The 19,134-nt window shown below is 49.5% G+C and carries 16 protein-coding genes and 4 tRNA genes; 4 read left to right on the top strand and 16 right to left on the bottom strand.

Annotation, left to right across the window (positions count from 1 at the left end; genetic code table 11):
- The 16 genes from rpoB to mnmC2 all read right to left on the bottom strand — a co-directional run bounded on the left by rpoB (position 1) and on the right by mnmC2 (position 13,641).
- Complete coding sequence (rpoB, locus tag ACYVJM_RS13770; RefSeq protein WP_461148811.1) at positions 1-3,870, bottom strand: DNA-directed RNA polymerase subunit beta; 3,870 nt, start codon at positions 3,868-3,870, stop codon at positions 1-3.
- A 250-nt stretch (positions 3,871-4,120) separates the two neighbouring features.
- Complete coding sequence (rplL, locus tag ACYVJM_RS13765; RefSeq protein WP_012928962.1) at positions 4,121-4,507, bottom strand: 50S ribosomal protein L7/L12; 387 nt, start codon at positions 4,505-4,507, stop codon at positions 4,121-4,123.
- Positions 4,508-4,564: 57 nt separating this feature from the next.
- Positions 4,565-5,098 (bottom strand): 50S ribosomal protein L10, encoded by a 534-nt coding sequence (gene rplJ / locus ACYVJM_RS13760; protein WP_461148810.1) that lies wholly within the window; start codon positions 5,096-5,098, stop codon positions 4,565-4,567.
- A gap of 3 nt (positions 5,099-5,101) precedes the next feature.
- On the bottom strand, positions 5,102-5,800 hold the full coding sequence (rplA, locus tag ACYVJM_RS13755) for a 50S ribosomal protein L1 (protein WP_012928964.1): 699 nt from the start codon (positions 5,798-5,800) through the stop codon (positions 5,102-5,104).
- A gap of 25 nt (positions 5,801-5,825) precedes the next feature.
- Entirely contained in the window at positions 5,826-6,269 is a 444-nt protein-coding gene (rplK, locus tag ACYVJM_RS13750) for a 50S ribosomal protein L11 (RefSeq protein WP_012928965.1), read from the bottom strand.
- Between the two features lie 149 nt (positions 6,270-6,418).
- Complete coding sequence (gene nusG / locus ACYVJM_RS13745; protein ID WP_461148809.1) at positions 6,419-6,979, bottom strand: transcription termination/antitermination protein NusG; 561 nt, start codon at positions 6,977-6,979, stop codon at positions 6,419-6,421.
- A gap of 111 nt (positions 6,980-7,090) precedes the next feature.
- Complete coding sequence (secE, locus tag ACYVJM_RS13740) at positions 7,091-7,282, bottom strand: preprotein translocase subunit SecE (protein ID WP_012928967.1); 192 nt, start codon at positions 7,280-7,282, stop codon at positions 7,091-7,093.
- A 15-nt stretch (positions 7,283-7,297) separates the two neighbouring features.
- A tRNA-Trp gene (locus ACYVJM_RS13735) sits at positions 7,298-7,371 on the bottom strand.
- Between the two features lie 111 nt (positions 7,372-7,482).
- The gene (tuf, locus tag ACYVJM_RS13730; protein ID WP_012928968.1) at positions 7,483-8,670 is read right to left on the bottom strand and encodes an elongation factor Tu; all 1,188 of its coding nucleotides are present in this window, start codon (positions 8,668-8,670) and stop codon (positions 7,483-7,485) included.
- A gap of 139 nt (positions 8,671-8,809) precedes the next feature.
- A tRNA-Thr gene (locus ACYVJM_RS13725) sits at positions 8,810-8,881 on the bottom strand.
- Between the two features lie 98 nt (positions 8,882-8,979).
- Positions 8,980-9,052, bottom strand: a tRNA-Gly gene (locus ACYVJM_RS13720).
- A gap of 72 nt (positions 9,053-9,124) precedes the next feature.
- Positions 9,125-9,207 (bottom strand) — tRNA-Tyr (locus ACYVJM_RS13715).
- A 116-nt stretch (positions 9,208-9,323) separates the two neighbouring features.
- Positions 9,324-9,860: a hypothetical protein gene (locus ACYVJM_RS13710; protein ID WP_461148808.1), complete on the bottom strand. Its 537-nt coding sequence runs from the start codon at positions 9,858-9,860 to the stop codon at positions 9,324-9,326.
- Positions 9,861-10,035: 175 nt separating this feature from the next.
- Positions 10,036-12,057 (bottom strand): M13 family metallopeptidase, encoded by a 2,022-nt coding sequence (locus ACYVJM_RS13705; protein WP_461148807.1) that lies wholly within the window; start codon positions 12,055-12,057, stop codon positions 10,036-10,038.
- A 147-nt stretch (positions 12,058-12,204) separates the two neighbouring features.
- Positions 12,205-12,795 carry a thioredoxin family protein gene (locus tag ACYVJM_RS13700; protein WP_461148806.1) on the bottom strand — a complete coding sequence of 197 codons (591 nt, stop codon included), beginning with the start codon at positions 12,793-12,795 and terminating at the stop codon, positions 12,205-12,207.
- A 126-nt stretch (positions 12,796-12,921) separates the two neighbouring features.
- Positions 12,922-13,641, bottom strand: coding sequence for a tRNA (5-methylaminomethyl-2-thiouridine)(34)-methyltransferase MnmC2 (gene mnmC2 / locus ACYVJM_RS13695; protein WP_461148805.1), 720 nt, complete (start codon positions 13,639-13,641; stop codon positions 12,922-12,924).
- A 102-nt stretch (positions 13,642-13,743) separates the two neighbouring features.
- Here mnmC2 and ACYVJM_RS13690 point away from each other — a divergent pair, with 102 nt between their 5' ends.
- From ACYVJM_RS13690 to ACYVJM_RS13675, 4 genes are all read left to right on the top strand, one after another.
- Positions 13,744-14,253, top strand: a complete 510-nt coding sequence (locus ACYVJM_RS13690) for a DUF4293 domain-containing protein (protein ID WP_461148804.1) — start codon at positions 13,744-13,746, stop codon at positions 14,251-14,253.
- 138 nt (positions 14,254-14,391) lie between these two features.
- Positions 14,392-16,923 (top strand): zinc-dependent metalloprotease, encoded by a 2,532-nt coding sequence (locus tag ACYVJM_RS13685; protein ID WP_461148803.1) that lies wholly within the window; start codon positions 14,392-14,394, stop codon positions 16,921-16,923.
- A 174-nt stretch (positions 16,924-17,097) separates the two neighbouring features.
- On the top strand, positions 17,098-17,727 hold the full coding sequence (locus tag ACYVJM_RS13680) for a TetR/AcrR family transcriptional regulator (RefSeq protein WP_461148802.1): 630 nt from the start codon (positions 17,098-17,100) through the stop codon (positions 17,725-17,727).
- Positions 17,728-17,771: 44 nt separating this feature from the next.
- Positions 17,772-19,130, top strand: coding sequence for a TolC family protein (locus ACYVJM_RS13675; RefSeq protein WP_461148801.1), 1,359 nt, complete (start codon positions 17,772-17,774; stop codon positions 19,128-19,130).
- Positions 19,131-19,134 lie beyond the last annotated feature (4 nt).

Here is a 19,134-nt window from a genome sequence, read left to right as displayed (position 1 = left end):
TTATTCAAGTGTAATTTCAAGTGCAAGACCGCGCAACTCGTGAACGAGTACGTTGAACGACTCCGGAATGTTCGGCTTCGGCAGGTTTTCACCTTTAACGATAGCCTCGTATGCCTTCGCACGACCAACAACGTCATCCGATTTAACCGTCAGAATTTCCTGCAGGATGTTCGAAGCACCGAAAGCTTCCAGCGCCCACACTTCCATCTCACCGAAACGCTGACCACCAAACTGCGCTTTACCACCCAGCGGCTGCTGTGTAATAAGCGAGTACGGTCCGATTGAACGGGCGTGCATCTTATCGTCGACCAAGTGACCGAGTTTAAGCATGTAGATGATACCCACGGTTACCGGCTGGTCGAAACGATCGCCCGTTAGTCCGTTGTAGAGGTATGTACGGCCAAATGAAGGCAAACCGGCTTCATTCAACTCGTCAGCTACTTGTTGCTCCGTTGCGCCGTCGAAAATTGGCGTTGCATACTTCCGATCCAGTTTCTGACCTGCCCAGGCAAGTACAGTTTCGTAGATCTGGCCAAGGTTCATCCGGGAAGGTACACCAAGCGGATTCAGTACGATGTCAACTTTCGTTCCATCTTCCAGGAACGGCATATCTTCATCGCGCACAATCCGGGCAACAACCCCTTTGTTACCGTGACGACCAGCCATCTTATCCCCTACTTTCAGCTTCCGCTTCTTGGCGATATAGACTTTGGCTAACTTCACGATACCAGCGGGTAGTTCGTCACCCACTTCAAGGGTAAACCGTTCACGCTTGAACCGACCCGTGATTTCGCTACGACGGTTGTTGTAGCTCTTCACCAGCTCGACAACCATCATGTTCACCTTCTCATCGTCCGTCCAACCTTCAAGGTTCATGTCCGACAGCAGGTTGGCTTCTTCCGGCACAGCGTAGCTGCTCTCATCGCGGTAGGCATTGCGATCCGGGAAGAGGTTTTCCGTAATGTTTTTACGGCTGAACTTCACACCCTTGCTCACAATTTCATCACCAAACTTATGCTTGACACCCGCGCTGGTTTTACCGTCCAGTAAAGCGACCAATTTCTCAATCATACGAGCCCGGAAGTCATTCAACTCACGGCCGTATTTTTTCATCAGTGCTTTTACCTCTTCTTTGTGCTTACCCCGGTCTTCTTTGGCCGGACGGGCAAACAACTTTGTATCAATAACAACACCTTTTAGGGATGGCGGTGCTTTCTTCGAAGCATCTTTCACATCGCCGGCTTTGTCGCCGAAGATGGCACGGAGAAGCTTTTCTTCCGGTGTTGGATCGCTTTCTCCTTTCGGAGTAATCTTACCGATTAGGATATCGCCTTCCTTCACTTCCGTACCTACGCGAACAATACCGTTTTCATCGAGGTTACGAACCGTTTCTTCGCTTACGTTCGGAATCTCGGAGGTTAATTCCTCTTCGCCCCGTTTGGTGTCACGAACTTCCAGTTCAAACTCTTCAATGTGGATCGACGTAAAGATGTCTTCACGCACAACACGCTCCGAAATCACGATAGCATCCTCAAAGTTATATCCCTGCCAAGGCATGAACGCTACTTTCATGTTCCGGCCAAGAGCCAGTTCACCTGCCTGTGTGGCATAGCCTTCGCACAATACATCACCTTTCTTTACCCGCTGCCCTTTCAGTACAGTTGGTTTGATGTTGATGCAGGTATCCTGGTTGGTCCGACGGAACTTGATGAGGTTGTACGTTTTCCGATCTTCATCGAACGTAACCGCCATTTGATCTTCGTCGAGGTTGTATTTGACAACAATTTTAGTTGCGTCAACAAACTCAATAACACCATCGGCTTCGGCAATAACCAGCGTCCGTGAATCAACAGCCACACGACCTTCCAGACCTGTACCCACAATCGGGGCTTCCGGACGGAGCAGCGGTACTGCCTGACGTTGCATGTTCGAACCCATCAGGGCACGGTTAGCATCATCGTGCTCAAGGAACGGAATCATGGAAGCCGCCACCGATACGATCTGGTTCGGAGCAATGTCCATGAAGGTTACGTTGGCCGGTTCAGCCATTGGGAAGTCACCTTCAAAACGGGCTTTCAGGCGATCTACCTGGAAGTTTCCTTTTTTGTCGATGCCTGCGTTGGCCTGGGCAATATAGTGGGTATCTTCTTCTTCGGCCGTCAGATACATGACCGGCTTATCCATCGATACCTTTCCGTTTTCAATGATCCGGTATGGCGTCTCGATAAAGCCCATGCTATTGATTTTAGCATAGACACAAAGCGACGAGATCAGACCGATGTTTGGACCTTCCGGCGTTTCGATAGTACACAGGCGACCGTAGTGCGTGTAGTGTACGTCACGAACTTCGAAACCAGCCCGCTCACGCGACAGACCACCGGGTCCGAGTGCCGACATACGACGCTTGTGCGTCACTTCGGCCAGCGGATTAGTCTGGTCCATGAACTGCGACAGCTGGTTAGTACCGAAGAACGAGTTAATGACTGACGAAAGCGTCCGGGCATTAATCAGGTCAACGGGTTTGAAATCCTCATTGTCCCTTACATTCATCCGTTCTTTAATCGTCCGGGCCATACGAGCCAGACCGACACCGAACTGTGCATATAACTGCTCCCCTACAGTCCGAACACGTCGGTTGCTGAGGTGGTCAATGTCATCGACAACGGCTTTCGAGTTAATCAGACCAATCAGATACTTCACAATAGACACAATGTCTTCTGTGGTCAGTACTTTCATGTCCGACGAAATGTCAAGACCGAGTTTTTTATTGATCCGGTAACGGCCTACATCCCCAAGGTCATACCGCTTATCCGAGAAGAACAAGCTTTGAATGATCTCCCGAGCGGTTTGCTCGTCGGGCGCATCAGCGTTCCGGAGCTGCCGATAGATTTGCTCAACAGCCTCTTTTTCGGAGTTGGAGCTATCTTTCTGCAGCGTGTTGTAAATAATGTTGTAATCGGCCATGTTCATGTCTTCCTTATGCAGGATGACTGATTTCTGACCTGATTCCGTAATTACATCAATATCATCTGCCGAGATGGCCGAGTCGCGCTCCAGGAGCACCTCGTTCCGGCTGATTGATACTACTTCGCCCGTATCCTCATCCACAAAGTCTTCCGTCCACGTGCGCAGTACCCGAGCCGCTAACCGACGGCCAATGGCCTTTTTCAGGTTGGCAGGCGTTGCCGGTACTTCTTCCGATAAGCCGAACAGATCCAGGATGTCTTTGTCCGAACCGAAGCCAATAGCCCGTAACAGCGTCGTAACCGGAAATTTCTTTTTCCGGTCGATGTACGCGTACATGACATTGTTAACGTCGGTCGAGAATTCAATCCATGAGCCTTTGAATGGAATAATCCGTGCTGAGTACAGCTTGGTACCATTCGTATGTTTGCTCATCGAAAAGAACACACCTGGCGAACGGTGCAATTGAGAAACAATCACACGTTCGGCTCCGTTAATGACAAACGAGCCTTTCTCGGTCATATACGGAATGTTCCCTAAGAACACCTCCTGCTCAATTGTCTCAAAGTCCTCGTTGTCGGGGTCATTGTTTGTCAGACGCAGTTTGGCTTTCAAAGGCACCGAATACGTCAAACCCCGATCGATAGACTCGTCAACCGAGTATTTCGGGGGATCAACCAGATAGTCGATGAACTCCAGCTTGAAGTTTTCACGGGAGTCTGAAATGGGGAAGTTTTCCTGGAATACCTTGAACAAGCCTTCCTCCGACCGTTGGTTGGAGGGGGTGTCAAGCTGGAAAAAATCTTTGAAGGATTTTACTTGAATATCCAGAAAGTCTGGATACCCAATCACTGGCTGAATCGTCGCAAAATTTTTGCGTGTACTGATTTTCGCGTTTGTCGCCAAGATTGTGCTTCGTTTAGTTGCGTAACCGATTCTCAATGAGTGCGTTGCGAAGATTTGCCACGGCACTCGGACTAAGCGGCTATTCAGGCTCCGGGTGTCACCCGACCCAAGGAGCGTAAATAGACAACATAAGGCAATAAAAATTAGTTTGTCTTTTGCAAGAGCTTAGACAAAAAGTCTCCAAACAGGAAAAGACCAGACGTTGGTCTGGCCTCCCCTGCCTGGAGCGATATGCGAAAGAGCTATCTGCTTACTTAACTTCTACTTCAGCACCAGCTTCTTCGAGTTGCTTACGCAGTGCGTCAGCTTCGTCTTTGCTTACACCTTCTTTAACTGGCTTCGGCGCTGTATCAACCAATTCTTTGGCTTCTTTCAGACCCAGACCGGTCAGGTCTTTCACCAGTTTAACTACAGCCAGTTTAGCAGCACCAGCCGACTTCAGAACAACGTCGAACGAGGTTTTCTCAGCAACGGCTGGAGCAGCATCACCTGCACCTGCACCACCACCAGCAACCATTACTGGAGCGGCTGCAGCTGGCTCTATACCATACTCATCTTTCAGGATAGTAGCCAGTTCGTTAACTTCTTTAACTGTCAGGCTTACAAGCTGCTCCGCGAACGCTTTCAAATCTGCCATTGTCGTATTTCTTTTATTTGATTGTGATACAATTGTGAAAAAATAATGTCGGAAAAATTAAGCTGCTTCCTCGCGCTCCGACAGCGTTTTGAGGATACCGGCCAATTTGCTGCCACCACTTTGCAACGCCGAGATGACGTTTTTGGCAGGCGACTGCAACAGACCGATGATTTCGCCGATCAGCTCTTCTTTGCTCTTCAGTGCGATGAGCGTGTCGAGTTGGTCAGCACCAATAAATAGGCTATAATCAATAGAAGCAGCCTTCAATTGCAGCTTGTCGTTCGTTCTACGGAACTCTTTGATAAGCTTAGCCGGTGCTTTGCCGTTGTCAGCGTGAAACATCACTGCCGACTGGCCATGCAGCACCGTATCGTTGAACGGTGTATAATCCGTATCGAGGGTTTCGAGTGCTTTTTTGATGAAGCTGTTCTTCACCACTCTGTACTCAATACCCCGCTCAAAACACATCCGACGGAGGTTGTTTGTTTCAGCAACCGTCATGCCATTGGCTTCCGTGATGTAGAAGAAGGGAGTCGACTGGAACTTTCCAGTTAATTCCTCAATAATTGCTCCTTTGTCCTCGCGCTTCATGGCTTAAATTCCGGCTACTGTGCCTTTATCAATCGTTACTCCCGGACTCATCGTGCTCGACAGGTTAATCGTTTTCACATACGTTCCTTTAGCCGACGAAGGCTTTAGGCGCATTAGTGTAGCGATGATTTCCTGCGCGTTTTCAGCCAGTTTTTCTGGCGTAAACGATACTTTACCAATACTGGTGTGAATGATACCGGTTTTGTCGACTTTAAAGTCAATTTTACCAGCTTTCACCTCACGAACGGCCTTAGCGACGTCGGGAGTTACCGTACCCGATTTCGGGTTTGGCATCAGCCCGCGCGGACCCAGAACTTTACCCAAACGACCAACCTTGGCCATAACGTTCGGCATCGTGATAATCACGTCGATGTCCGTCCAGCCTTGTTCAATCTTCTGAATGTAGTCATCCAGGCCCACGAAATCGGCACCAGCTTCTTTCGCTTCGTTTTCCTTGTCCGGGGTGCAAAGCACCAGAACGCGAACCGTCTTACCGGTACCATGTGGCAGCGTGGCAACACCACGAACCATTTGGTCGGCTTTACGCGGGTCAACGCCCAACCGAACGTCAATATCCACAGAAGCATCAAACTTCGTGTACGAAATCTCCTTCAGAATCTCGGCAGCCTGTTGGAGCGAGTATTCTTTAGCAGCATCGTATTTCGATTGAGCTTCTTTTTGTTTTTTCGTTAACTTAGCCATGTCTGTGTTTGCTTCGGCAAGTCTATTAGTTCTCGAAGGGCGCTGTGCCCGTCACCGTGATTCCCATGCTGCGGGCCGTACCGGCCACCTGCTTCATTGCAGACTCTACTGTAAAGGCGTTCAAATCGGGCATCTTCGTTTCCGCGATTGTCCGGATTTGGTCCCATGTTACAGAGCCCACTTTGTTGCGGTTTGGTTGAGCAGAGCCGCCTTTCAGCTTAGCTGCTTCCAACAGCAGAATCGGTGCCGGTGGAGTTTTGATAACGAAATCAAAGGATTTATCCTTATAATACGTGATCAAGACTGGCAGCACCGTACCCATTTTATCTTGCGTCCGGCCGTTGAATTGCTTACAGAATTCCATGATATTTAAACCCTTGGAACCCAGTGCCGGACCGATCGGCGGTGAGGGATTGGCTTGCCCACCTTTGACTTGCAGCTTTACGTAGCCACCTACTTCTTTTGCCATTGTGGTAATTGAGTTACGATCTACAATTTACGTTGCCTGGGAGTTAGTCACATAACCGGTCCAGGTTCCTTCATAGTAAACCAACCTGTTTTGATCGTTTGTCCTCTGAGGGAAGCATAGGACGCCCGACCATGGAATCTGACGACTAATCAGAGTTCCTTTTCTACTTGCGCGTAACTGAGTTCTACCGGTGTATTCCGGCCAAATATCTTAACAACGACGTTCACTTTCTTCCGGTCGTCGAATACTTCTTCTACTGTGCCAATGAATCCACCAAATGGACCATCAACAACTTTAACGGACTCACCTTTGAGGTAAGCAACGGTTGGCGTAGCAACTTCCTGCGCTTCTTCGTCAACTTTACCAAGGATGCGGTTTACTTCAGCCTGCCGTAATGGAACGGGCACTTTCGAGGTTGTTCCAGCCTGCGAATTGCCTAGAAAGCCTAATACGCCCGGCATGTTCAGAATCATATCGAGTGCCCGGTTATTACCCAGATCAGCCGAAATAAGGATGTAGCCAGGGAAAAATGATTTCTCCCGAACGCGTTTCTTACCGTTGCGCATTTCGTACACCTTTTCCGCCGGAATAAGAACCTGCGGAATCACTTCGTCCAATTTTTGCCGGATAATTTCGTTATCAAGGTAGGATTTGATCTTCTTTTCCTGCCCTGACACAGCCCGTATGACGTACCACTGTATGCCGCTCATTGCTTTGTCATTTGTTGTCAAGTATCGTCAACCGTTGGTAGGTATAGTCAAGAAGCAGTGACGCAATTCCTGACAATCTCAAACCATGCTCTGACTATCTATGACTTGTTTTTAGAATGACTGATAGAATGCATTCAGTCCGTTCTCGAATACTAAATCTATTAGACCGACTAATAGCGCAAAAATCAGCGATGCTACCAGTACCAGCGTTGAACTGGATTGCAGATCGCTGAATTTGGGCCAAGTCACGTTGTGCTGAACTTCCTCCCAGGAGGCTTTCAGAAACGAAATAAACTTGTCCATGTTAATGTAAGGGATTGGCACGGGTGGAGAGATTCGAACTCCCATCAACGGTTTTGGAGACCGCTATTCTACCCTTGAACTACACCCGTTTGTTACTGGTCTATTCGGCGTGCCCCGAATTGGACTGCAAAAGTACGAACTAATATTAAAAAAACAAGTGCATCTCCGTTAAGAAATGCACTTGTTTTCAATTATTTACCTTAGTCGAGGATTTCCGTTACCTGACCGGCACCTACGGTACGGCCACCTTCGCGAATAGCGAAACGAAGACCTTTTTCCATAGCGATCTTGTTGATCAGACTTACTTCGATGGTGATGTTATCACCGGGCATTACCATCTCAACGTTTGCAGGCAGTGTGATCTCACCTGTTACGTCTGTGGTACGGAAGTAGAACTGCGGACGGTATTTGTTAAAGAATGGTGTGTGACGACCACCTTCTTCTTTCGACAGAACGTAAACCTCAGCCTTGAACTTCAAGTGTGGGGTTACCGAACCTGGCTTACAAATAACCATACCACGACGGATATCGGTTTTTTCAATACCACGGAGCAGAAGACCTACGTTGTCACCGGCTTCACCACGGTCCAGAATTTTCCGGAACATTTCAACACCCGTTACAACTGATTTCAGGTTTTCAGCACCCATACCCAGGATCTCAACTTGTTCGCCTGAGTTGATGATACCCCGTTCGATACGACCGGTAGCAACTGTACCACGACCTGTGATCGAGAATACGTCCTCTACGGGCATAAGGAATGGAAGATCAGTCATACGAGGAGGCAGGGGAATGAAATCATCCACACTCTGCATCAACTCTTCAATGGTTTTAACCCACTGAGCATCGCCGTTCAGGCCACCAAGCGCCGAACCTTGAATAACTGGGATGTTGTCACCGTCGAAGTTATAGAAGCTCAACAATTCGCGGATTTCCATTTCAACGAGTTCGAGCAACTCCGGATCGTCCACCATGTCCACTTTGTTCATGAACACAACGAGCTGAGGAACACCTACCTGACGAGCGAGCAGAATGTGCTCACGCGTTTGTGGCATTGGTCCATCCGTTGCAGCTACCACAAGGATAGCACCGTCCATCTGCGCAGCACCAGTTACCATGTTTTTCACATAGTCGGCGTGACCTGGGCAGTCAACGTGTGCATAGTGGCGGTTTGCCGTTGAATACTCAACGTGCGATGTATTGATGGTGATACCACGCTCTTTTTCTTCCGGAGCGTTGTCAATCGAGGAGAAGTCCCGAATTGCGGCCAGACCCTTTTCGGCCAGCACTTTCGTAATGGCAGCCGTCAGCGTCGTTTTACCGTGGTCAACGTGACCAATCGTACCGATGTTTACGTGCGGTTTCGAGCGGTCAAAATTCTCTTTTGCCATGTTTTTAAAACGCTATTGTGAACTGTTTTTGTTATTGGATGAACTCGCTGAACGTCAATTAAGCCGGACGAGATCACCCCAATTGAGGTCTGACGCCGTTTTGGCTTAAAACTCAAAAAGACTTCACGAAGAAGCCTTGAGCCGTTACGGGGACTTGAACCCCGGACCTCTTCCTTACCAAGGAAGTGCTCTACCGCTGAGCTATAACGGCTTGTTTCTAACAGTGTAATCAGTAAAGTGAAACTGAACTTGATCGCGAGCGATCCCGGTCACTTCATAGCGTATTTAAAGCTATTACTTTACTAATTGAGCGGAAGACGGGTCTCGAACCCGCAACCTATAGCTTGGAAGGCTATCGCTCTACCAATTGAGCTACTTCCGCAAACTTAGTGGTCAGTTAATCATAGCGCCGTAACTGGTACAACCCATCACTAATTAACTATTCACTAAACGGTGGGGAGTGGAGGATTCGAACCTCCGAAGGCGTACGCCAGCAGATTTACAGTCTGATCCATTTGGCCACTCTGGAAACTCCCCAAAAAGCACTGTTAAAGAACAATTCCTGCCCCGTTCCCGGTTTGGAGTTGCAAAATTACACGATTTTACGGTGTTGTCAACAGATGGTCTAAAAATAATTTACAGAACGATAAATATTATTGGACCAGTTGACTCAACAGGGTTCCGTCAGGATAACGTATATCCGTGATTCGCCACCGACCTGCCGTTTGTTGCATATCTACTCTAATTTCCTCAGGTTTAGCCTTATTCTCAAATGTTACATAGACAATGGCTCTTGTTCCGCCAACAACAGCAGGCAGCACCCAGGTCTTTTTTACAGCCTCATCGGGGGCGTTGTACAGACCATTTATTTTTTTTCTATTTAGTTTGCCCACCGATTTTTTAGCGTCGTTCCAGATAAGCTCGGCCGTTGGTTTTGCAAAAAACTGTTCGATCAGCGTTCGATCTTTTGTCTCGCGCATGGGGTTTTCTGTTTTGTTGTGCTCAAAATAGAGGGCTCTCACCAGTCGATCAGCGGCTGAGCGGGGTGTGTCCGGTCCGGGACGCTTCGATAAGGCAGTGGCACTATCGTCAACGGCCGTTGTACCCGGTGTTTTTGCTTCCTGTTTCGGTTTGGTTTGACAGGACAGCACAAGTATCAGGGCAGCAAGTATAATTTGTGGCGATTTCATAGACAGGAATGGTCTGGTTTAGGTGCTTAAGCTTTTAACCGAAGAAATCTACGCAAAGAAAGACACCATTGCTATACGGGTTTCGAGAGATCGTGGAGTGACTTCTCCCATCTACTAATAAAGAAAACCGCGCCAAATTGATTCGGCTCGGTTTTCTTTACCGTTTAGTTCAACCTTACCAGACCTTAATTCGGTCTTCCGGTTTCTTGTACATCTTGTCGCTCGCCTGAACATTGAAGGCCTGATACCAGGCGTTGATATTCGACAAGGGACCATTGCAGCGATATAAGCCCGGCGCGTGTGGGTCGGTCATGATCAACTGTGCCTGAGTTTCGGGTAAAACATTAATACGCCATACCTGCGCCCACGACAGGAAAAAACGCTGATCGGGCGTGAAGCCATCAATCATGCTCTTTTTACCGCTCGACTTACCTTGTGCTGTCTTCTTGAAGGCATCGTAGGCGATGGCCAAGCCGCCCAGATCGGCGAGATTTTCACCCAGGGTTAGCTGACCATTCACTTTGATGGAATCCAGTACTTTGAACCCAAAGAACTGTTCTTTTACCTGATCGGCCCGTTTCTTAAAGTTATCGGCATCTGTCTTGGTCCACCAATCGCGGAGTGTTCCATCGGCATCATACTGACGGCCCGAGTCATCGAATCCATGCGTCATTTCGTGGCCAATCACAGCTCCGATACCGCCGTAATTAATGGCATCGTCTGCATCGAAATCAAAGAAAGGGAATTGCAGGATAGCCGCTGGGAACGCAATTTCGTTGTTGACAGGATTGTAATAAGCATTTACCGTTGGCGGTGTCATCCCCCATTCCGTTTTGTCTACTGGTTTACCCAGGCGGTTAATCATGTAGTTGTACGACCATTTGCTGGCCGACTTTACGTTACCGTAGTAATCATTGCGGGCAATGGTAACGCCATCGTAGTTCTTCCATTTGTCGGGATAACCAATTTTACGCTTGAAGGAAACTAACTTCGTGAGCGCTTTCTTCTTGGTATCCTCGCTCATCCAGTCGAGGTTTTTGATGTGCTCTTTGTAAGAGTCTTCGAGATTCCCAACCAATGTCAGCATGCGCTGTTTGGCTTCGGGTTTGAAGTAACGTTGAACGTACAGCTGACCCAACAAATCACCAAGCGAATTGTCAATCAGGCCGCTCACACGCTGCCAGCGGGGTGTCTGTTCTTTTTGGCCGGTCAGTACTTTTGAGAAGGCAAAATTTTGTTTTACAAATGCATCGCTCAGAAACGGAGCGGCCCCTTTCAAAATGTTCCAGCGCATGTAGGTGCGCAGATCTTCGATGGGTGTAGCGGCTACCAGGCTATCCAGCGAGCGGAAAAACGCCGGACTTTGTACCAGAACCGTGTCCTGCCCTTTCGCGCCGAACTTAGTCAGCTGATCGGCCCAGTTGATGCCAGGCGTTAGTTTACTGAAATTGGCAACGGTTAGTTTGTTGTACGTTTTGTAAGGATCACGCATTTCCACACGGGGCATCTGGGCTTTTGCCAGTGCCGTTTCTACGCGCATCACTACATCGGCATCCTGCGATGCCTGAGTTGGTTCTTCACCGATCAGGCCGAACATTTTGGTCAGATTGTCCCGGTACGCATCCCGAATTTTTACACTACGGGCATCCTCTTTCAGGTAATAATCACGGTCGGGCAGCGTGGTGCCACCCTGGCTAAACTGCGGCAGATACTTGGAAACGTTTTTCCGATCCTGGCTAACGAAGAAGCCAAACAGCATACCATTGCTCTGTGTGCGCTGGTAAGCCAGTTCATCCATGAAAGCCGCTTTGTTATTGACTTTTTCGATACGGGCCAGTTCCGGTTTAATTGGATCGAACCCACGCTTCTCAATCGTCAGGCTATCCATACCGCTCATGTAGTAATCGCCGACCATCTGATATAGCCGACCTTTTGTCGTGGTTTTGGACGCATCCTCGAGCAGGGTCTTCATCGCATCCAGACTCTTATCGCGAAGCTCATTGAAACTACCCCATGAAGTTTTAGACGCTGGAACAGCATTTTGACGAAGCCAGTTTCCATTGGCATACTGATAGAAATTATCACCGGGCTTCACTGATAAATCCATGTTTTGCGGGTCAATAAATTTTCGGGGACCTGCAGCTATAAACGCAATGGCCAGGGCACCTGTCACTATAAAACTTATTCGTTTTGTCATTGTGTTGACAGTTGATTGAGGTTGATGAAAGGATACAAATTTAACTAAAAATAGGCACGCGGATCGAACGGCGGCAATGGATAAAAACAGATAAATCCGTTCTAATCCATTACCGCCGTTCGATCCGCGTGCTTATTGGGTATTGGCTTATTTGCCGGCTGTCAGCGACGATTGATATTCTTTGTATGAGCCTGTTTTGTACTGCTCGAATGGTTCTTTCTGATGATAATTCTTCCCAAAGTACGTGATGATCTGGTGGAACGTTCTCGGCTCCAGGTATCCGGGTATTGGTTGAATCAGATTAAATTTTTCATCCAGGAAGACCGTCGTTGGGTAACTCATCTGATTTTTCAGCAAGGCAGCGGCCAGTTCATGAACGCCCCGGCTTCCACCACTGATGTACTTGAAGGTTTGTTTGCCCAAGGTCACATCGGCGGTTTGCTCGGCGTTGAACCGAACAGCGTAGTAATTCTCGTTCACATAGTCGACAATAGCGGGTTTCGAGAAGGTTTCCCGATCCATCACCTTGCACCAGCCGCACCAATCGGTGTATACGTCTACCACAAATTTCTTTGGCTTCTTTTGTGTCAGTACGTAGGCTTCCTGAATGGTCAGCCAGTTAATGTGCTTAGCCTCGGCAAGGGGGGTTACTCTGGCTGGCTCAATGGGCAAGTTGGTTCGGAATGCGCTGATCGTGAGCAAAACGAAAGCTGCAAAAAAGAGAAGCAGACGATTCATTGGGGCTGTTGTTAGTTTAGTAAATAACGTACGGGAGTTCATAAAATTAGCGACAAGGCGTCATTTTAACGACAAGTCCGGCAAAGGATTTCAGCACGAGTCCGGCGGCCGTGAGATGCTGTCCACTCACTCCATTTTTACGGCCCGGATAACATCCCGTTTATGCAAAGGTCCGGAGTGCTTTTCAACAATAAGCCCGGCCGCCCGCATGTTGCGCTGCACATAACTCCTCGAACAATAGGTCGTTAATATACCACCCGGCAGCAATAAGCGGGCCATTTTGTCGAAGATTTCCGGTTCCCAGAGTTCAGGTTGGGCCGTTGGTGCAAACGCATCAAAGTAAATGACATGAAACCGATCCGGTATATCCATGTCCTGCACGTTACCCTCCTTTTTGGTTAGTGTAAAGCCGGAGTTTATCTCAACGGGCTTGTTCCAGGGCGATTCATGAAGTTTGGGTAAATAATCCGTGCCAAAAAACGCATCGTAGTTAAGCTGACGGGCATCGGCTATGTCCATTGGATACGCGTCAATGGCCGAGTAGATTACCCGTCGTTGATGGATCTGTGCTTCGCGAGCCGTTAGCAAGGCATTCAGTCCCGTACCAAAGCCCATTTCGAAAATATGCAGGTCAGTACCAGGAAATTTGTCGAAGGCAGCCAGCAAACCCAGCTCAATATAAACGCGCTGCGACTCCTGATAAGCGCCATGGATGGAGTGATAGGGCTTATCGAGCGCCTGATTAATGGCCGTGTGCGAACCATCGGCGGTTACCATCAGGCGAATATCTGCTTTCATTATCTGTCGTTTTTGGCCTATTTTTGCGTCCAGTTCAGTGGTGGCCATTGGGGCGTTGCTGTTGGCAAGGTGATTTGTTCATAAACCTCGCGTTTCTGCAGCGTTAACCAGTCTTCACTGACGCTTATTCATTACTCATTCAAATTAACAATGATTCAACGCGTTCAAACGATATTTTTGTTTCTTATTGTCGTTGCCATGGGCATAGCCCTGTCTAATCCTATCTGGGAAAAAGTGGGTACTCAATCGCTCGAAACAGCGAAACTCACGGCTTTACAATACACCCAGCAACGAGCCGCTTTGCCACAGGCAGGCGTGCCAACGCAGTCGACTCCGGTTACGTTCGAGGTGTCCGTCTGGTATTTAGGTTTGTTAATCGGGTTGGTGGGGCTGTCTTCTCTCTACGCTATTTTTCAGTTTAAAAATCGGCTCACTCAGACGGCTCTGTGTGCCGTAAACGCACTCATGCTGACCTCTATAATGGGTATTATCCTTTACCGGACGTTGTATGCCGGTAAAGAATTTGGCAACCCTTCTGACCAGGGCACCTTTCTGACCGGCTTTTATGCCATTGTGGGCGCTTTGGTTTTCAATGCATTAGCCAACCGGTTTATCCGGCGTGATGAAAAACTGGTTCGGGGATCCGACCGCTTACGGTAGCAGTAAAAATTTTAGAAATAATTACAATAGCCCGTCAATACCACAGAAAGTATTGACGGGCTACCCTTTTATAAACGGATCTACTGTCGATATACGCTTTTACCGTAACTTGGTCCTGAATTACAACCTCACGTCAACATGCACAAAAAGGTACTCTCAGTTCTTTATTTATTCCTTACTATCCCTTTCCTACTCTCGGCCCAGCCAACCAGCACCACTGGCACTTCGGCAGGCATCGCCACGTTTACCAATGGCATGGAGCGCAACCCCGGTTTTATGACCTATTACTGGGATGCGAAAAAAGGCAAAATCTGGCTCGAAATTTCCTCCTTCGACACCGAGTTTCTGTATTACCCGACGCTGGCGCAGGGGGTTGGTTCCAACGACATCGGGCTGGACCGGGGCCGTCTGGGACAAGAACACATTGTGAAATTTCAGCGGACGGGTCCTAAAGTTTTGCTGATCGAACCGAACTACGCGTACCGGGCCATTACCACCGACCAACTCGAACGCCGGGCTGTTGAAGAGTCCTTCGCCAAATCCGTTCATGCGGGTTTCGACATTGTGGCTGAAGAAAACGGCAAAGTCCTGGTCGACCTGACGCCCTTCCTGATGCAGGATGCCGTAGGAGCCGTGCAGGCCATTGCCCGTACCAAGCAAGGTGCGTTCCGGTTCGACCCGGCCCGCAGTTCGATGTATCTGCCCCGCACGAAAGCCTTCCCACAAAATACCGAGTTCGAAACCATCATTACCCTCACCGGCGATAATCCGGGGGCTTATCTGCGCGAAGTAGTGCCAACGCCCTCGGCGGTGACCATGCACCAGCACCATTCGTTTGTGCAGCTTCCCGATGCCAATTACAAGCCTCGCCTGTTCGACCCGCGGATCGGCTACGGCGGCATTGAGTATTTCGACTACGCCACACCCGTGAGCCAGCCAATCATGAAGCGGTATATTTCCCGGCACCGGCTGGAGAAAAAAGACCCATCGGCGGCCGTCAGCGAAGCTGTAAAACCCATTGTGTATTACCTTGATCCCGGCACGCCGGAACCCATTCGCTCGGCGCTGATGGAAGGTACGGCCTGGTGGAATCAGGCATTCGAGGCAGCCGGTTACAAAAATGCGTTTCAGGTGAAGCTGCTTCCCGCCGATGCCGATCCGATGGATGTTCGCTATAATCTGGTGCAGTGGGTTCATCGTTCCACGCGTGGATGGTCGTACGGTGGCAGCATCATCGACCCCCGTACCGGCGAAATCATCAAAGGAAAAGTTACGCTGGGTTCGTTACGGGTTCGGCAGGATTACCTGATCGCGCAGGGTCTGGTGGGTGATTTTGCCAGTGCAGCCAGTCCAACGTCGGACCCCATGCTCCAGATGTCGCTCGAACGGCTTCGGCAGTTGGCCGCGCATGAAGTTGGCCACACGCTCGGCTTGCCACACAATTACATCGCCAGTACTCAGAACCGGGCGTCGGTGATGGATTACCCAACGATGGTGGCCAAAATCAAAGGAGCCAGCATCGACCTGTCGGATGCCTATGCCAAAGGGATCGGCGACTACGACAAATGGAGCATCCGCTACGGCTATGAGCAGTTTCCGGCCGGAACGGACGAAAAACAGGCATTGGAAAAAGTAGTGACCGACATGCATAAAGCGGGATTAACCTTCCTAACCGATCAGGACGCCCGGCCTGAAGGATCATCGCACCCCGGCACGCACCTCTGGGATAATGGAGCCAATGCCGTCGATGAATTGAAACGGGTGTCAGATGTTCGGCGGATAGCACTAACTAACTTCTCCGAGAAGAAAATTCCGGTTGGTACACCCATGGCGACTTTGGAGGAAGTATTCGTTCCCATGTACATGTTTCACCGATATCAGGTCGAGTCAGCGGCTAAGGTAGTGGGCGGGCAAACGTATACCAATGCGCTACGGGGCGACGGCCAGCCAGTACTCTCGGCCGTTCCGGCAGCCGAGCAGAAACGGGCGATCGACGCGCTGATGGCTACCATCGACCCGGCTTTCCTGGCCGTTCCGGCTCCGGTATTGGCGATGATTCCTCCCCGCCCCTTCCGGTACGACCCCAATCCGCGGGAAGTTTTTAAACGTCGGACCGGTATTACGTTCGACCCGATGGGACCACCCGAAGCCGCGGCTGGCATGACCCTTCGGATGCTGTTAAATCCCGAACGATGCGCCCGGTTAGCCAGTCAGCAGTCGATTGTCAATGGTACATTACCGAGCCTCGACCAGGTCATCGATCAGTTAATTACAACAACTTACCGCAGTGCTGCTTCCTACCGTCAGACGCTTAAAGACTTTACCTATACCGGTGCCATTCGGCGGATGCTCCAGCGGAAAGTACTGGAAAGTCTGATGCAGTTAGCCGTGGATAAGGACTTGGACGGTGCTGTACGGGAATCAGCCCATCAAGGCGTCATGCGTATAAAAAGCCAATACGCGGGTAAACCATCCATCAATTTGCCCACAAGAAACTCCCTGTCATCAGAAGCCTCACCGGGTGCTACCGGCGACTATTTATACTGGCTGATCTCCCAGTACGAGACCAATCCATCGTCGATTCCGGTAGCCGCTACGCCTGCTGCACCAGATGGCGCTCCTATTGACCCGGGTCAGGAATGGCTCGCGCCCGCTTGTGACTGGAAGTAGTCGATAAAGCAAAAATGTAATTTAGTATAATTTAAAGAAAGGCTATAATGTTCGGCTGAACGTTATAGCCTTTCGGCGTTTATAAACAGCCATTTAGCTGATTTCTAAAAAAAGTTGAATTTCACGAAACAAATAAAATCTATCTTTGTTAGAAAATTTGAAAGATGTTAGAAAATGAGCGTTACTGACCGCCGTATCCGGCAAAAAGCCGAGATCCGCCAGCGAATATTAGATGCCGCCCGCCAAATTGCCCGTGAGAGGGACTGGAATGCCGTCACGATCCGGAGCATAGCAGACGCCATCGACTACACGCCCCCGATCGTGTACGAGCATTTCGAAAATAAAGAAGATGTGCTCCTCAACATTGTCAAAGAAGGACATCTCGAAAACCGTCGGGTGTTTGATGCAATTCTGGATATGGACTTAAACCCGGAAGAGAAAATTGTCCGGCTGTCGATGCGCCAATGGGCGTTTGCGCATGAGCAGCCCGAAGTATATCGGCTGATGCACAACCCCGAACGCATGGAGCAGCAGCGGGAGATGGTTCGGGAAGGCATGGAAGAAGCCAAAGAGAAAATTGAAAGCCTTTTTAAAGCTGTCAGCCACGATACAGAGATCATCGGCGAAGTCATCTTCAGCTGGTTTTGCCTGATGCAGGGCTACATTAACCTGATCACCAGCATCCAGCCGCAGCAGGGAGCTAAACTTCTTGAAGATGTACACGACCCGAAAATGGTAGCCCTCTTTAAACAACCAGACCAATTATTTGAACGCGCCATCCGCCGATTTATCCGAAGCTTGTAATTCCATTTTTCACTAGACATAGATACCCAAACAGAATGAAAGGCATGAAGCAAACTACCCTGATGCTGCTGATGCTGAGCGCACTGGCCACGTGGGCCAGCGCACAGACGGCACCCCCGGGAGGGTTTACGCTCGCTCAGTGTGTTGAGTATGCACGGGCCAATAACCCGAACATTAAAATAGCACGGGTCAATGAGCAAATATCGCTGGCCCAGACACAGCAGGTTATCGGGCGAAATCTCCCACAGGTTGGGATATCAGGATCCGTACTCGACAACGTTAAAATTCCGGTTCAGCTGCTACCTGGCGAGTTTTTTGGTCAACCCGGCACCTTTTTACCCGTTCAATTCGGTACCCAGTATAGCTCTACGCTAACCGGGCGGGTAGACCAGAAGCTCTTCGACCCTTCTTTTGGACTGGCTCTGAAAGCGGCCAAAATCTCGACCCAGGTACAGGCACAGGCTACGCTACAGGCGGAGCAAACTCAGGCTTATAACATTGCCAATGCCTATTACCAGACATTGGTCATTGATTTACAGCGACGCCTGACCATTCGCAACCTGAACTCGTCGGATACGCTGTTGCAGCAGGAACAGGTACGGCTAAAGAACGGTACAACCCGCGAAATTGACTTTGGCCGTATTCAACTGAATCGCAACAATTTACAATCTCAGCTGGAGCAGTCGAACCGCAGTTACGAGCAGGCTATCAACCAACTGAAATACCAGATGGGAATGCCCCTCAGCGAAACGCTGGCCCTTCAGCCACTGGAAATTGAAAAAGAGCTACAGGTGAATGAGTTGCCTGCGGCCGACAGCCGTTTTTTCGAGAACCGGCCCGATTTCCGGCAGTTAGTTTTGAACACTCAATTGCAGGACCTCAACCGGCAGTCGAACAACCGGGGTTATTTCCCGTCATTGGGACTGTATGGCACTTACGCCACCAACGCGCAGCGACAAACGTTCAGCTTTTTCGACGGGAGTCTGCCTTGGTTCAAAAGCTCGACCATTGGTCTGACGCTTAACTGGACGCCCTTCGATGGAAACCAACGTAAATACCGCGACCGGGAAAATCGGTTGAACCTGGAAACGCTGCGGCTCCAGCAGCTTCTGGCGCGCGAGTCGGCGCAGTTGAGCTTGAGCAACGCACAGGTCAGTTACCAGAATCTGGTCATCGATATCCAGCGCGAACGCGATAACATCGAACTGGCCCGTAAAATCCTGTCCGTTACTGAACTCGAGTACAAGGAAGGGATTGCCACATCCGTCACGCTGATTGATGCCAAAGATGCCCTGACTACGGCTCAGAACAATTTGGCTAACAGACTCATTAGTCTGTATCAGGCACGCTTGGATTACGAAAATTCACAGGGAACTATTCTTCAATACGTCACTCAAAAATAAAACC

It is taken from the genome of Spirosoma pulveris, from assembly GCF_054781875.1.
Note: the sequence above shows the minus strand (reverse complement) of the source record. Positions and strands in the feature narration are given on the sequence as shown.